This is a genomic window from Streptomyces sp. NPDC017225 (genome assembly GCF_044331465.1).
In the GTDB taxonomy this organism is placed as follows: Bacteria; Actinomycetota; Actinomycetes; order Streptomycetales; family Streptomycetaceae; genus Streptomyces.
The window spans coordinates 83,361-99,332 of sequence record NZ_JBIRNE010000021.1 but is presented as its reverse complement, the minus strand read 5'-3'; the positions used below and the strand labels follow the sequence as shown (position 1 = coordinate 99,332).

General features: G+C 71.2%; 9 protein-coding genes. 1 reads left to right on the top strand and 8 read right to left on the bottom strand.

The window, feature by feature from the left end:
• Positions 1-57 precede the first annotated feature (57 nt).
• The 8 genes from ACH4NX_RS32450 to ACH4NX_RS32415 form a co-directional block, all read right to left on the bottom strand.
• On the bottom strand, positions 58-4,212 hold the full coding sequence (locus tag ACH4NX_RS32450; protein WP_398129591.1) for an Eco57I restriction-modification methylase domain-containing protein: 4,155 nt from the start codon (positions 4,210-4,212) through the stop codon (positions 58-60).
• On the bottom strand, positions 4,212-7,556 hold the full coding sequence (gene drmD / locus ACH4NX_RS32445) for a DISARM system SNF2-like helicase DrmD (protein WP_398129592.1): 3,345 nt from the start codon (positions 7,554-7,556) through the stop codon (positions 4,212-4,214). The genes ACH4NX_RS32450 and drmD overlap by 1 nt, the downstream gene beginning before the upstream one ends.
• Before the next feature lie 146 nt (positions 7,557-7,702).
• On the bottom strand, positions 7,703-9,466 hold the full coding sequence (locus tag ACH4NX_RS32440; protein WP_398129593.1) for a DoxX family membrane protein: 1,764 nt from the start codon (positions 9,464-9,466) through the stop codon (positions 7,703-7,705).
• Between the two features lie 146 nt (positions 9,467-9,612).
• Positions 9,613-10,554 carry a 23S rRNA (guanosine(2251)-2'-O)-methyltransferase RlmB gene (gene rlmB, locus ACH4NX_RS32435; RefSeq protein WP_351398514.1) on the bottom strand — a complete coding sequence of 314 codons (942 nt, stop codon included), beginning with the start codon at positions 10,552-10,554 and terminating at the stop codon, positions 9,613-9,615.
• A 166-nt stretch (positions 10,555-10,720) separates the two neighbouring features.
• Positions 10,721-12,121 (bottom strand): cysteine--tRNA ligase, encoded by a 1,401-nt coding sequence (gene cysS / locus ACH4NX_RS32430; protein ID WP_398129594.1) that lies wholly within the window; start codon positions 12,119-12,121, stop codon positions 10,721-10,723.
• Between the two features lie 276 nt (positions 12,122-12,397).
• A complete protein-coding gene (gene ispF, locus ACH4NX_RS32425; RefSeq protein WP_351398510.1) occupies positions 12,398-12,946 on the bottom strand; it encodes a 2-C-methyl-D-erythritol 2,4-cyclodiphosphate synthase in 549 nt (182 codons plus the stop codon).
• Positions 12,936-13,724 (bottom strand): 2-C-methyl-D-erythritol 4-phosphate cytidylyltransferase, encoded by a 789-nt coding sequence (gene ispD, locus ACH4NX_RS32420; protein WP_351398508.1) that lies wholly within the window; start codon positions 13,722-13,724, stop codon positions 12,936-12,938. Before ispD ends, ispF begins: the two co-directional genes overlap by 11 nt.
• A gap of 304 nt (positions 13,725-14,028) precedes the next feature.
• The gene (locus ACH4NX_RS32415; RefSeq protein WP_003953493.1) at positions 14,029-14,511 is read right to left on the bottom strand and encodes a CarD family transcriptional regulator; all 483 of its coding nucleotides are present in this window, start codon (positions 14,509-14,511) and stop codon (positions 14,029-14,031) included.
• 632 nt (positions 14,512-15,143) lie between these two features.
• Here ACH4NX_RS32415 and ACH4NX_RS32410 point away from each other — a divergent pair.
• Complete coding sequence (locus ACH4NX_RS32410) at positions 15,144-15,917, top strand: copper chaperone PCu(A)C (RefSeq protein ID WP_398129595.1); 774 nt, start codon at positions 15,144-15,146, stop codon at positions 15,915-15,917.
• The last annotated feature ends 55 nt before the right edge of the window (positions 15,918-15,972 follow it).

Sequence of the window (15,972 nt, the reverse complement as noted above, 5' to 3'; positions counted from 1 at the left end):
ATGCCTTGCACCCCGTGCCCGGCAGACACTGGGCACGGGGCGCATTGGTGTATGGCTTCAGGACACGTCCAACGTGGAGAAGAGCCCGCCGTCATCCTCTGAACCGGGTCGGGAATTACGCTGAGTGGCCCGCGCCTTCGCCTTGGCCTTCCGAGCGGCATTCCTGCGCTTCTTCGCCTCCGGCGTGTGCAGCCCCTGGCCCAGCTCTTCCTTGTAACGAGAGTGGTTCAGCTCTAGGAGGCGGTCCAAAATTTCGACCTGGGCGCCCAGGGAGATGGTGAAGCGAGGGCCTTGTGGAGTCTCGTGGAATCCGTGCTCCAAATCGAGTTCAGTCCATCCGTAAGCTGCATTCACCGCATGATCTACCTCTACGTGGGCGTCGCGGAGGGCTTGGATGTCTGGAGCGCTTCCAGATTCGGAATGAACTCTATTATACAGTGCAGTAAGGCCAATTCCGCGACTGGCCATGGATGTCCGCTGAGCCTCCTCTAGTGCTTGTCCGGCAGAGTGGAGGCGAGGGGTCGCAGTGGGATGCGGGAATGTTTCGTAAACGTCAGATGGCGTGTAACGGATGCGCGTTTCCAATGTAGATCCCCGCTGCAACGTCCATCCAAGATGGGCGGCGCTGGAGAGGGTCGCAAGTGCAGCTTCGGACTGTGTGGAAATTACGCACAGCCCGTGAGAGAAGACCTGACTGGTGGGGACGCGTGCTGGCGTAAGCAGCTTCGTGTGCAGCGCGATTACAATTACCTGGTCCAAATCGGCGATAGCATCAAGCATGGCAGGGCGTTTTTCTCCGTACTGCCACCAGTACTCACGGTAGACTTGCCGGTTATTGGTCTCACGTACTGGTTTGACGTCCCTTTCCGCGATGGCGAATACATCCACATACTCCGCTGCTCGCTCTCGCGGCCAGTCATGAAAGTTGATCACCCACCTGCTTGCGGTACAGTTGGGGCGCGAATTCAAATCCTCTGCGCCGAGGAAGGGGAACAGTACGTCCTTATTCTGAGGCCTCTTCGTCAGCAGCTCTCGAGCCTGCTCGGATTCCAGCACAAATCCCTTACCCAGGACGTTCGACCCTTGATAAGACTGTGCCTCATTCGCCGCCAGCCGGTAGGGCACTCCCGACACTCTTGATGCCGAGTCTAGCCCGGACGTAATTCCCCGCACCTCATTGCCATCTAGTATGGAAGTCTCGCCCTCGCTAAGCTTCTCAGCCAGCCACAGCAGCGACACCATTACTGCAGCCGTACCGGACCATGGCTGAGCCTTTACTGCTCGATACACCGCCCAGCCGTTAGCCGTAGCTTGATCCAGCCCGACTTCCCGGGTGTCCCCCTGAGCGATGGTGTTCGTAGCAATGATCCCGGTACGGCTCCCAGGAGCGAGCGACAGGTTCCGCAGCAAAAAGTAAGAGCACAAATCCGCGCTGCCTCGCTTGCCGCCCCCGATCCGATTGACCAGGTACTCGCGATAGTCCCGTCCCAGTGTGCCCGTGAGTTTCTGCCCGCCCACAAACGGCGGATTCCCCACCACCGCATCAAAACCACTGGAACCCCCCACCCCCATAACCTCGGGAAACTCCAAAGGCCAATGCAACGGCCGAACCGCCTCCGCCCTCGTCCCCTTCAGCCACCCCTCCACGATCCCCCGAGCCCGAACCGCAGCCTCCTCGGCACCGGCCCCGTCCCCCATAGCCGCCGCGACCAGCCCAGCCACCGCCTCCAGCCGGTTCCGGTACGCCTTCGCCTTGGCGTCCTCCTTGGCCTCGGCGTGAGCCGCCCGCCCCCGCGCTCCCCCGACGCTCTCCACGCCGGAGATGTCCGTGGCCTCCTCGTCAGAGATGCCCTCGGCCGCCAGCGCGGCGCCCACCACCGCGTCCGCCGCAAGCCGCAGCTTGCCGCTCAACGCGTCGGCCTGCTCCAGCAGTTCGGCCTTGTCCCGGACGACCCGGATGTCCGTGACCGCCGTCGACTCGATCTTCCGGCGCAGCTCGGCCGCGTCCGACAGCAGCGTCTCCGTCACGTCCAGCGCCCGCGACACCTCCGGGCTCAACTGACGCGCGCCGGAGTCGAGATGGAACGCCTTCACCTGCTCCACGTCGATGACCCCGACCAGCGAATCCCCGCACCGCAGCGCATGGTCAAGGAACGAGAACGGCCGCCCCTTCGCCAGCGTCACCAGCCACAGCGACAGCTTGGCCAGCTCCACCGCCATCGGGTCGCGGTCGACCCCGTACAGGCACCGGTCGGCGACCAACCGCCGCGCCACCTGATGGAGCTGCTCACGGTCGTCGGCGTCCACGTCCCGCGCGATCTCGTGCGGCAGCCCGTCCCGCACCCACGCGTCGACCACCCGGTCGGACAGGTACCGGCACGCCGACACGAGGAAGGCGCCCGAGCCCATCGCCGGGTCCAGCACCCGGAGTTTCAGCAGCTCGTCGGCCGTCTTCGCCCGCCAGACGCTCGGTTCCGCGCCCTCCGCCGGACCCGGCGCGAAGCACAGCGGGGCCAGGGTGTGCTCGACGACCTCCTCCGCCAGCGCCTTCGGCGTGTAGTGCGTGCCGGTGTCGCGCCGGTTGCCGGACCGCACCACCACGACCGAGCCCGCCGGCCACACCTTGGGCTCGCCGCGCAGGTCGACGCCGTACAGCCCGGAGAAGGCGACCGCCCGCTCGATGAGTGCCGTATCGCTGCCGCAGGCGGTTTCCAGCTCGACCGTGACGACGGCGGGCTTGGCCAGGGCCTTGGTCACCGTCGGCGCCTTCGTGCCGGCCGCCGCCGCGACCTCATCGGCCAGCGTGCCCGCAGCCGCCCACTCCTCCAGGCGGGCCAGCGGCAACACCGCCTCGTACTTCTTGTCGCGCCCGAAGGAGACCCCGACGTACGGCTCGTCGGCCCAGTGGCAGCCGTACTCCAGCAGGCCCTCGTAGACGTGGCCGATCTGCTCGACGTCCAGGCCCTTGTAGGACAGGCGTTCCTCACCCTTGAAGCCCTTGCGGGCGCGCAGGGTGAGGAGGGCGTCGAGGATCTCGTAGACGACCCGGTCGGTGACCTTGGCGTCGACCAGCCAGGGGAAGCGCGCCGGGTCGAAGAGCGAGCCGCCGTACGGGGGGATCCACAGGAGGTCGTGCGTGCTGCCGCCGTGGATCGCGGTGAACGTCGCGAGCAGGCGCGGCCACGTCGCCGCGCTGCGGTCGCCCAGCTCACCGCCGTGCAGGCGACGGGCGGTGCGCAGTTTCTCGTGCAGCGGGCCGACGGCGTAGGAGGCGTCGTACAGCTCGTCCCCGGAGGGGAGCAGGCGCTGTTCCTCGGCGTAGAGGAGGAAGACGAGGCGCATCATCACGGTGAGGGCGCCCTCGTAGACCTGCTTGGCCGGGACGTCCCGGAGCAGGGCGCCGTGGGACTCGCGGTCGAGGCGGGAGACCTCGGCGACCAGCAGCGAGACCGCCTCGCGGACCTGGCGGCCGAGGGTGTCCGTGACCTCGGACTGGGCGGCGGCGGTGCGGGCGAAGAGCCCGGCCGTGGAGTCGGACGGCTTGCCCGCGGCGTCCAGCGGCGGGCGGATGGCGCGGCGTGCCGTGAGCAGGCTGGCGAAGGCGCGGGCGAGGAGCGGTTCCTCGGACCACAGGTCGGCGTCGAAGACGGCGACGGTGGTGGCCTCCTTGGGGCGGGCGTGGACAAGGGCCCACTCGGGGCCGTTGGTGAGGAGGGCGAGGGGGACCTGGCGGGCCCGGCACAGGTCGGCGGCCTGGTCGACGAAGGCCGGCCGGTCGCCGCGCGGGCGGGTCAGCGAGGCGGCCCAGTCATCCGTGCGGAAGAGCAGTGCGCGGGGTGTCAGACCCGACTCGCCGGGGCCCAGGAGTACCGCGTCGGGGGTGTTCGCGCCGGCGTGCAGGGACTCGGGGATCGCGGCGCCCTCACGCAGGCCGGGCGAGCGCCAGCCGAGGATCTCGGCGAGGACCAGCTTCTCCCAGGCGGAACGCAGCAGTGCCGGATCCTCCTGGACCTCCGCCCAGGCCTGGCGCAGCCGCGTCCACGTCTCGGGCGGGATGGTGTCCAGGCCCTGCGGGAACGCGCCGACCAGCACGGGCAGGGAGACGAACGGGCCGTCGGGGCGGAGCAGGCGCAGCCAGTCCTCGTGCTGTTCCGTCGGCGTCGGGACGGTGCCCTTCGGCGGCACCCTCTTCTTGGCGGCGGCGGTGGGCATCAGCGGGACTCCTGGCGGGCGGTGACGGCGAGGGAACGGGGGACGAGGAAGGTGACGGACACCGGGAACCAGCGTGGCGACGGGTCCGCCCAGCGGCGCCGCAGGGCCGACGTCTCCGACTCGATCACCTGCGGCAGCCGGCGCAGGCGCTCCTGAAGCGCCTCGCGGTCGGCGTGCAGCTGGCGGCGTTCGTCGTCGACGTCGAACAGCGACTCCTGCTGCCAGTGTCCCGTATCGTCCAGGCGCTCCCGGATCGACCGGCCGAGGTCCTCCAGGACCGCGCGCATGCCGTCGACCTCCTCCTCGCAGCGCTTGGCGAGCAGCGACTGGAGGGTGCGGAAGCGGCGGTTCGCCTGGGTGTTCAGGGCGCGGGAGAGGCGGACGTCCAGGTTGTCCGGCCACAGGGCGGACACCTCGGTGCGGATCTCCTCGGGCGGCAGGTCGTCCGTCGCGGCGTCGAGCCAGTTCTCCACGTCCTCCTTCTTGGCGACGGCGAGCCTGCCGCCCTCGATGAGGCCGCCCGCCGCGATCACCTCCTCGTGGAGGCGGGCGCCGCCGCTGCCGCTGATCACGACCCGGCCGTGTGCCACGACGGCGGGCCCGCGCAGGGCACCGTCCGGCACCACGCGTGCGGTGACGCGGGACAGCTTCCTGTCCCCGGGACGAGCGTCGCCGGAGCCCCGCGGCTTCGCGTCCCCGCCGGACCACAGCTCCGCGCGCAGCAGGCGCAGGCACATCTGCGTCAGCCGGTGGCCCAGGTGGAGGTACACGACGTCGGTGCGGTCGCGGGCCTCGGCCTCGTCGAAGACGACCGGGCGGTCCACGCCGGTGAGCGGATGCCGCAGGCCGTCATTGCGGGCCCTGGCCCAGGCGCCGGGCAGTTCGGGGAGCCGGAAGCAGCGGGCGCCCTGGCCCGGCTGGGGGTCGGGGACCTCGGTCAGGTCCTTGCGGTGGGCGAGCTGGAGACCGGTGCGGACGACCCGCTCCAGGGTCTCGGAGTTGAGGTGGAGGTCCTGGCGGCTGCCCGCGAGGGCGTTGACCAGCTTCTCCAGGTCGCGGGCGAGGTCCCGCTCGACCTTGAGCACGGCCTTGCCGGACCTCTTGGTGATCTCCGCGTCGGCGGTGGTCCAGTCGGAACGGCGGCCCAGCATCTTCTGCTCGACCTGCGCGGCGATGATTTCGCCCGCGCTGCCCAGGTCCTCACGGATGCGCTCGGTCTTGCGGGCGGCCACCGCGAGGAAGTGCATCTCGTCCTCCAGCGCCCCGGCCTCGTACCCGGAGTCGGTCTGGTGGTCGTGCGCGGCGTCGAAGCCCTGCCAGCCCTCGGGAACGAAGTGGTGGACGTCCACCTGGTGGGCACGCTGGCCGTGCCGGTCGACGCGGCCGTTGCGCTGCTCCAGGCGGTTGGGGTTCCAGGGGATCTCCCAGTGCAGGACCCGGTGGCAGTGGGCCTGGAGGTTGATGCCCTCGCTGGCGGCGTCGGTGCCGAGCAGAATGCGTACGGGAGAGAGGTCCGGGCTCTCCTGGAACACCGTCTTGACGCCCTCGCGCTCCTTCGGGTCCTGACCGCCGTACAGCAGGGCGATCCGCTCCTTCGGGTACTTGGCCGCGATCAGCTGCTCGTACAGCCAGCGCTGGGTGTCCCGGTACTCGGTGAAGACGATGACCCGTTCATCCGTCCAGTCGCCCAGGGGGCCGTCGGCGCAGGTGATCGCGTCCAGCCACTCGCGGAAGCGCGCGAACTTGGCGTCGGGGCGCTTCCCGGCCGTCACGGCCCAGGCGTCCAGCTCCTTCAGCAGGGTGCGCTCACGGTCCGACAGCGGGCGCATCACCTGGCGGGCGGCGGTGAGGGCGCGGGCCGCCGCCTCGGCCTGTTCCTGCTCGCCGTCCTCCTCGGCCTCCTCGACGCCGTCGATGAGCGGCCTGAGCACGCGGACGCTGGGAGCGGGCTCCGTCTCCTCGACGGGGCGCCGGGTCGTCATCGTTTCGAGGTGCGTGGCGATGGTCTCCGCGAACGCCTTCGGTGACGACAGGAACCGCTTCTTCAGCAGCGTCGTCACGAAGTCCGCCGCCGTATGGCCGGCCTTCCCTCCGCCGTTCCCGTCGCGGCGCGAGCGAGCGTACTCGGCGAGCTTGGCGTAGGCCGCGCGGGTCTCTTCGCTGTACCGCACCTCCAGGGGGTGCGGCACGCGACGGGGGAAGCGGGGCTCGCCGTTCCACTTCGGCGGCAGCTCCGACTTCAGGCGTCGCACCATCACGCGGCGCAGCTGCTCGTCGGCCGGCTTCACGCCACGGGCGAAGCGGTGGTCGTCGAGCAGTTCGAGGAGGGCCGTGAAGGACTCGAGGTAGCCGTTGTGCGGGGTCGCGGAGAGGAAGAGGCGGTGCTCGCAGTGCGGGGCGAGCAGCTTCACGGCCCGGGTGCGCTGCGAGTCGACCGCGTACCTGCCCGTGCCGGAGGGGGCGCAGGTGTGGACCTCGTCCACGATCAGCAGATCGAAGGCGCGCGGGTACTCTGGCACCGACGGGAGGACCTCGCGCAGCATCCGCATCGGGCGCTCCCGCTTCAGCCAGTCGATCGACACGATCAGGCGCGGGTGATGGGTCCACGGGTTGGCGGAGAGGCCCGTCGCGGAGCGGCGCAGCTCGCGCAGCAGCCTGGTGTCGACGATGCGGAAGTCCAGGCCGAACTTGTCCCGCATCTCGTCCCGCCACTGCAAGGTCAGTCCGGCGGGGCAGACGATCAGCATGGAACGGGCTCGGTGGCGCAGCATCAGCTCCTGCGCGACGAGGCCGGCCTCGACGGTCTTGCCGAGGCCGACGTCGTCCGCGATCAGCAGGTTCGTCCGGGGCATGGACAGCGCACGAACCACCGGGTCCAGTTGGTAGTCCTGGATCTCCACCCCGGAGCGGAACGGCGCCTGCAACGCAGTCCTGTCGGCCGAGGCGATGGCACCCCAGCGCACGGCGTCCAGGAAGGCGTCCAGCCGGCCGGGCGCGTCGAACCCCGCGCTCGGGGAGGGCAGCTCGTACTGGTCGTGGACGCTGGTCCCCTGCTCCAGCTCCCACACCACCCGCAGCTCCTCGTCCCGGGCGTCGTCCTCGACGGAGGTCAGGGACACGAGGTGCGGTGCGGCGGCCCCGGCACTGCGGGCGGGATCATCGGTGGTCAGGGAGGAACGGGTCACCTCCGTCACCACCCACGGGCGGTTGCGTACGGTCACCAACTGGCCGGGGGCGACGGGCGCCGCGCCCTCGGCCGGACGCGTGAGGTCTCGGCCGCCTTCGGTCGCCGTTTCGTCGATGTCGTCGGTTCCCGACCGCACGGCCGCCCCACCCCATGTCATGACGCCTCTTCGCTCCCGTCCGCCAGGGCGGCGACCGCCGTACGCGGCTCGCAACGCCCCCGCCGGAAGCCTAAAGGGCAAGGCCGGGAAGTTGTGCCCACTCACCGTCTATGAGTGGGCACGACCTCCCGGCCCCGGCACCGGAGTCAGCCCAGGAGGCCGCCCACCAGGCCTCTGCCCGGCTCTCCGGTGGAGGAGCCGGCGCCGCCGCCGTCGCTGCCGGTTCCGGTGCTGCCGGTCGAGCCGGTGCCGCCAGAGGTCGAGCCGCTGCCGCCGCCGGTCGAGCCGCTGCCGCCGGAGGTCGGTCCGGCCGTGGTGCTCGGTGCCCGGTCGGCCGGGGAGGACGGCCGGGGCGGGGCCTGACCCGTGGTGCCCTGGGTCTGACTGGGGGCGCCGCCGGTGACGGTGCCGCTGTCGCGGGTCGCTCCGGGGGTGGTCGCGGCGCCCGTGGAGGGCGTGGCCGAGCCGCTGGTGGCGCCCTGGGAGGGCGAGGCGGAGGCCTCCGGGGTCTTCGGCTTCCGTGTACCGGATTCCTTCGGGAGCGGGGTGCCGGGCAGTTCGTTGCGCGGGGACTCGCCGGGCCCGGGGACGACCACGCGGTCGGCGTCCCGGACGGCACCGCCGAGCAGCGAGCCGACGAGGAGGGTGACACCGGCGACGAGGAAGGTGACGAGGGCGCCGCGGCGCAGGACGTAGCGGCGCAGGTCCCAGATGTCGGCGCGGGGACCGAGGCGGCGCCAGGCACTGCCGGCGAGCCGGCCGTCCACGGAGTAGACGGGGGCCCCGGCGATGATCAGCGGGGACCAGGCGGCGAGGTAGATGATGTCCGGCGCGTCGTAGACGGGGACGCTCTTCCAGCTGACGGTGACCAGGAGCGCCGCGGACAGACCCGCGCCGATGACGGCGCCGACGCGCTGCCAGCAGCCCAGGACGGTCAGGACGCCCACGATCACCTGGAGGAAGGCGATGACGAGCCCGGCGCCGACGGGGTGGGCGAGGGCGAACTGACGCAGCGGCTCGGCGACGTCCCACGGGTGCAGGGTGTTGAGCCACTTGACCATGGAGCCGCGTTCGCCGCCGTCGAAGTAGACGGGGTCGCAGAGCTTGCCCATGCCGGCGTAGATGGAGATGAAGCCGAGGAAGACGCGCAGCGGCAGCAGCACGACGCCGAGGTTCATACGGCGGCCGGGGAAGTAGGCGTGCCGTGCCGGGTCGTCGCCATGACGCCTGGTGCGCGGCTCGGCCTGGTCCGGCCCGTCGTCGTAGTCGTCGTCGTAGTCGTCGTAACCGTCGTCGTAGCCGTCGTGGCCGGGGGCGGAGCCGAAGTCCTCGCCGGTGTAGGCGGGTTCGTCGTAGGCGCTGCCGACGGGGCGCATGGCGGGCAGCAGCCGGGCGCCCTCGGGTACGGGGCGTCGTTGGGCGCCGACGAGGGGGGTTTCGATTGTCTGGGTGGCGGGGCCGTCGTCGTAGCCGTCGTAGCCCGGGGCTCCGTCGTCGATGCCGCCCCGGTGGATGACCTGGGTGGCTCCGGCGTCGGCGACCGGGTCCTCGGCGTGGTGGCCGGCTCCGGCCCGCACCGCCTGGAGCAGCCGGTGGGCGCCGGTGTCGTCCGGGTCGGAGCGCCCGCTCCAGACGACGGCGCGACGACGGGCGGCAGGCGGCACGGCGGCCCCCGCGGTGCCTGCGAGGGGCATGCGGCCGGTGTCCTGGGTGGCGCTCAGGTGCCGTGCGATCCGCGGGGACTGGGTCCGCCGCGTGGAGGCACCGAACTGCACGCGGAAACTCGCGTGGTTGACGATGACCTGGGCCGGATCGCTCGGCACCTTCACCATGCTCAGCGCGGGAGCGTCGTCGATTCCCGACGAGCGGTCCCCCGTGGGTGTGCGGGGTGTTCTGGTGTCCACACTCATCTAACCGAGTGACGTGTCGTTAGGACACTGCCTTGACCGCCCGGATCTGTCCGGACCGCGTCAAGCTTGCCCGGACCGCCCGGAACACCCCGTGCGGGGGACGGAGTCGAAACCCCGTTCCCCCCTCAGCCGTCAGCCGTCAGCCGTCAGCTCCGCCGACGCGCCGCCTCGTACAGCACGATCCCCGCGGCCACACCGGCGTTCAGCGACTCCGCCCCGCCGGGCATCGGGATCCGCACCCGGTAGTCGCAGGTCTCGCCGACCAGCCGCGACAGGCCCTTGCCCTCGCTGCCTACGACGATGACGACCGGTCCCGCCAGCGCCTCCAGATCGCCCAGGTCGGCCTCGCCGTCGGCGGCGAGACCCACGACCGTGACGCCGGCCTTCTGGTAGGACTCCAGCGCCCGCGTGAGGTTGGTGGCGCGGGCCACCGGCGTACGGGCGGCCGTGCCGGCGGACGACTTCCAGGCGCCCGCCGTCATGCCGGCCGCGCGCCGCTCGGGAACGACGACGCCGTGGCCCCCGAAGGCGGAGACGGAGCGGACGACGGCACCGAGGTTGCGCGGGTCGGTCACCCCGTCGAGGGCGACGATCAGCGGGTCCGCGCCCTCGTCGTGGGCGGCGGCGACCAGGTCCTCGGGGTGCGCGTACTCGTACGGCGGGACCTGGAGGACGAGCCCCTGGTGGTTGAGCCCGTTGGTCATCCGGTCGAGCTCGGGACGCGGCGCCTCCATGAGGTTGATGCCGCCGCGCTCGGCCGCGAGCTGGAGCGCCTCGCGCACCCGCTCGTCGTTGTCGATGAACTGCTGGACGTAGAGCGTCGAGGCGGGCACGCCGTCGCGCAGCGCCTCGAAGACGGGGTTGCGGCCGACGACGAGCTCGGACGTCGACCGGCCGCCCCCGCGCCGCTGGGGCGCGCGTCCTGTGGCGCGGCGAGCCTTCGCGTTGGCGACGCGCTGCTTGGCGTGCCCCTTGCGCATCTCGGCGGGAGGCGTCGGCCCCTTGCCTTCCAGGCCCCGGCGTCGCTTGCCGCCGCTGCCGACCTGCGCGCCCTTCTTGCCGGACATGCGGCGGTTGTTCGCGGCCATGAGTTACCTGTCTCCGCTCTCTACGGGAGTGTGCGTGGTACGTGCGTTTGTATGCAGTGTGCCGCCCGGGAGGCCGGGCGGCACAATCGATCTACGGGAACCCCGGGACCCGCGGTACTCGGCGGCCTCGTGACCCGCGTGTGCGGTCTTCGGTGACGGGCGGGGGTCAGCGGGAGCCGAGGCTCCAGCGGGGCCCCTGCGGGCCGTCCTCGATGACCAGGCCGGACTGTCCCAGCTGGTCGCGGATGGCGTCCGCGGTGGACCAGTCCTTACGGGCCCGGGCGGCCTCGCGCTGGTCGAGGACCAGGCGTACGAGGCTGTCGACGACGTGCCGCAGGTCCTCGCCCTGCTCCCGCTCGCCGGCCCAGTGCGGGGCCAGCGGGTCGAGGCCCAGTACCCCGAGCATCGCACGGACCTCGGCGAGGCGGGCGACCGCGGCCTCCTTGTCGTCGGCGGCCAGTGCGCTGTTGCCCTGCCGGACGGTGGTGTGCACGACGGCGAGGGCCCCCGGGACGCCCAGGTCGTCGTCCATCGCCTCGGCGAAGGCGGGCGGCACGTCGGAGGCGGGCTCGACGGTCCGGCCGGCCAGCTCGGTGACGCGCTGCACGAAGCCCTCGATCCGCGCGTACGCCGACTCGGCCTCGCGCAGGGACTCCTCGCTGTACTCGATGGTGGAGCGGTAGTGCGGGGTGCCGAGGTAGTACCGCAGCACGACCGGGCGCCACTGCTTGACCATCTCGCTCACCAGCACGCTGTTGCCGAGCGACTTGGACATCTTCTCGCCGCTCATGGTGACCCAGGCGTTGTGCACCCAGTACCGGGCGAAGGCGTCGCCGAAGCCCTTGGCCTGGGCGATCTCGTTCTCGTGGTGGGGGAAGATCAGGTCGATCCCGCCCCCGTGGATGTCGAACTCGCTGCCCAGGTACTTGTGCGCCATGGCGGAGCACTCCAGGTGCCAGCCGGGCCGGCCCCGGCCCCACGGCGTCTCCCAGCTGGGCTCGCCCGGCTTGGCCGCCTTCCACATGGCGAAGTCCCGCGGGTCCCGCTTGCCGGTCTCGCCCTCTCCGGAGGGCTGGCGCAGCTCGTCGAGGTCCTGGTTGGACAGGGACAGGTACCCGGGCAGGGACCGTACGTCGAAGTAGACGCTGCCGTCGGCCTCGTAGGCGTGGCCGCGCTCGATGAGGACGCGCATCATCTCGACCATCTCGGTGATGTGGCCGGTGGCACGCGGCTCGTAGGTGGGCGGCAGGCAGCCGAGGGCGTCGTAGGCGTCGTTGAACGCGCGCTCGTTGTCGTACCCGATGGACCACCAGGGGCGGTCCTGCTCGGCCGCCTTCCGGATGATCTTGTCGTCGATGTCGGTGACGTTGCGGATGAAGGTGACGTCGTAGCCGCGGTACGCGAACCAGCGGCGCATGATGTCGAAGTTCAGCCCGGACCGGATGTGCCCGATGTGCGGGGCGGCCTGCACGGTGGCACCGCACAGGTAGATCGAGACGCAGCCCGGCGTGAGGGGGGCGAAGTCACGGATCTGCCGGGCGCTGGTGTCGTACAGGCGAATAGTCACGGGTCCAGGGTAGTAGGCGCGGGACGGTGCCAGGGGCGTACATGCCCGCCGGCGGCCCGACCGAGCCGGTGACGCTGGGGCGAGGCCGGCTTCCTGCCCGACCGGGTCGGGTGGTGGGTGGACCCTGGCCGGGGCCCAGGGACGGAGCCCCTGGCACGGGGCTCAGGGGCGGAGCCCCTGGCGCGGCCCAGGCCGGAGCGCGGGGCCCCGCGCGCTCGTCCGACGCCGGCCCCACCACGAACCCGGCCGCCCGGGACGCCCCCGCTCACCCGCCGCTCACCCCACCCGCGCCACCAGCGCCGTGGCCACCGCCATCAGCCCCTCCCCCCGCCCGGGGAACCCGAGACCGTCCGTCGTCGCTCCCGACACCGACACCGGCGCCCCCACCGCCGCGGACAGCACACGCTGCGCTTCCTCGCGCCGCCTGCCGATCTTCGGCCGCGGTCCGACCACCTGCACCGCGACGTTCCCGATCCGGAACCCCGCCGCCCGCACGATCCGCGCGGCCTCCGTCAGCAGGGTGACCCCCGACGCCCCGGACCACTCGGGCCGCCCGGTGCCGAAGTGCTGCCCGAGGTCCCCGAGGCCCGCCGCGGAGAACAACGCGTTGCACGCCGCGTGCGCGACGACGTCCGCGTCGGAGTGCCCGGCCAGCCCGGCCCCCTCGCCCTCCCACTTCAGCCCGGCGCACCACAGCTCACGCCCGTCCTCGAAGGCGTGGATGTCGGTACCGATGCCGACCTGCGGCAGCGGGGGGAGAGCGCCCTTCTCGGAAACCTCGGAAACCTCAGAACACCCGGAGCCCTCGGAAATCTCAGAACCCATCGTTCAGCCTCCTGCGTGCCAGGACCGCCTCCGCGAGCACCAGGTCGAGGGGCCGCGTCACCTTGAACGCCTCCTCGTGTCCCGGCACGACGACCACCGTGAGTCCGAGCTGCTCGACCATGCTCGCGTCGTCGGTGACGTCGCCGCTCACCGTCTCGTGGGCGCGCACCAGCGTGCTCCGGTCGAACCCCTGGGGCGTCTGCACCGCGCGCAGCCGTGCCCGCTCCGGCGTCGCCACCACCGGCTCCGGCTCCCCCGGGACGGCGGCGGGCTCGACCTGCTTGACCGTGTCGGCCGGCGGCAGCGCCGGCACGACGGCGGGCGCGCCCTCCCGCACGGCCTCGATCACGGCGTCCACCGTGTCCACGGGCACCAGCGGCCGGGCCGCGTCGTGCACGAGGACGATGTCGTACTCGGGCGGCAGCGCGTCCAGGCCGAGCCGTACGGACTGCTGCCGCGACTCGCCGCCGGGCACGACGAGGAAGTCGGTCCGCTCGGGCAGCGCGTGCGCGTCGAGCAGGCTCTTGACCTCGGCGGCCCCGTCGGGCGGGGCCACGACGACGACGAGGGAGACCCCGCGGGAGGCGGCCATGGCACGGACCGCGTGGATGAGCATGGGTGTGCCGCCCAGCGCACGGAGGGCCTTCGGGGCGCCCGGGCCCAGTCGTACGCCGCGGCCGGCGGCCGGAATCACAGCCGCGGTCCTGGTGTTCGTACGGGCGTCGGCAGAGGTCTCCGCGGGCGGTTCCGCGGGCGAGGGACGCGATTCGTCAGACATCGGTTCCTGTCAGGTTTGTGTGCTCGACCTAGTTGGGTATGGCCTCACCGTGCCGGGCGCGACGCCTTGACCGGACCCTTCCGTGACCCTGGTCGAGCCAGCAGTCCGGGCCCGGCACGCCAGGACCGGGGAGATCGGGGAAAAGTCTCCCGGGACAAGCGTCAGAAGACGAAATCCGGGGGCGCCCGGGCACGCCCGAATCCGGGTACGAACATGCCGCAGCGCCCGGCGACATGAAAGATGTCATCGGGCACCACGGCATTTCAGTGCGCCGAACCGCGCGGGCAGCGGTTCGCGCCTCGCCTCAGGAGGCGAGCACCTCGTCGAGCAGGGCCTCCGCCTTGTCCTCGTTGGTGTTCTCCGCGAGAGCGAGCTCGCTCACCAGGATCTGGCGGGCCTTGGCGAGCATGCGCTTCTCACCTGCGGAGAGTCCGCGCTCACGCTCACGGCGCCACAGATCGCGTACGACTTCCGCGACCTTGATGACGTCGCCGGAGGCGAGCTTCTCCAGGTTTGCCTTGTAACGACGCGACCAGTTCGTGGGCTCCTCGGCATACGGCGCGCGCAGCACTTCGAAGACCCGGTCCAGTCCGTCCTGACCGACCACATCACGCACGCCGACGAACTCCGCATTGTCCGCTGGCACACGTACCGTCAGGTCGCCCTGGGCGACCTTCAGCACCAAGTAGGTCTTGTCCACGCCTTTGATCTGGCGAGTTTCGATAGCCTCGATCAGCGCGGCCCCGTGATGGGGATAGACCACGGTGTCGCCAACCTTGAACGTCATGTGACAGGTACCCCTTCCGTGGCTATCCAGGGTAACACGGAAACGGCGTCTTCTGAATGGCGTTTTCGCAGGTCAGGGCATATCTCGGGGCTTGACAACTGCAACAGGAACGTGCTGCGCCGAGCTAGCGGAAGAAAGTATTCGCAGGTCGGAGCGGCTCTTCAGGTCGGGCGAAACACGCACGTCACGCACATCCGGAGGCCTGTCCACCTGCCCGGATGATCCGGTATGTCTGGTTCCAGGCGTGCGACTTCCGCTACTCCGTTCGGTGGCCCGGGCGGGCTTCCCGTCGAATCCGGAATTGATCACCAGGTGCCCCGGCCGGCCCTCCGGTGATCCATTTCCTGGCCGTCCGCGCATTCCTTCACGGAAAATTCGCGCGCCGATCGGCGACCCGTATGGCGGGTGCCTCTTATATGAATGACGGACGGCCGCAGGCGGCAAAACGACTCGGGAAGATCGCCTGGAACGGCCCCGGACCTACCGCCTGCCGAGCGAAGCCGGGCGACTTGGGGGAGGGTCGGGTGCGGCGGCCCGTGAACGGCTCGGTAGCCTAAGGCCCGCTGACAGTCACTTAGGGCGGCTTTATCCGTTGCCGCCACCCCGCTCGAGTCCAAGGAGTTGCCGCCGCCGTGAGCAGCAGCCTTCGACGCGGTGCCCTCGCCGCCGCCGCCATCGCGTTCTCGATCGCCTCGCTCGCCGCGTGCGGTGCCGGTCACAACGCCCAGACGCTGGAGATCAAGCCGGACAACGCTGCGACGACCGTCGGTGACGTCCAGATCCAGAACGCGATCGTCATCACGCAGCCCGACCCGGAGTCGACCGGCCCGGCCGCGGTCTCCGCCACCCTGTTCAACAACGGCCGGACGGACCAGACCCTCGAGTCCATCACCGTGGACGGTGCCGGCAAGTCCGTCGAGCTGAAGCCCGCCAAGGGCGAGGAGGGCGGCGCCGACGGCCTGACCGTCCCGGCCGGCGGCTCCCTGATCCTCGGCGGCGAGGGCAACGCCTCCGCCGTCCTGACCGACAGCCGCGAGGCACTGAGGGACGGCGACGCCCAGAAGGTCACCTTCGCCCTCAGCAAGACCGGCGACGTGAGCCTGGAGGCGTTCGTCGTCCCCGCCGAGAGCTACTTCTCGAAGTGGGGCCCGAGCGACGTCCCGGCGGCGCCCGGCGCGTCGGCGCAGCCGTCGCAGGAGGCCTCCGGGGAACCGTCCGACGGCGAGACCCCTGGCGCCCCGTCCGGCGACGCCACGGCCCCCGGGACGGACGGCGCCACCGGCAACGGCACCGGCACCGAGACCGGTTCCGCGACGGACTCCGCCCCGCAGGACGCGCAGGACGCGCAGGACGCGCAGGACGCTCCGGGCACCGTGGACTCGCAGGAGGACACGGCCGGCCACTGAGCCCCCGTAACGCCGCACACACCGCACGAAGGGCGGGACCTCTCCCGGAGGTCCC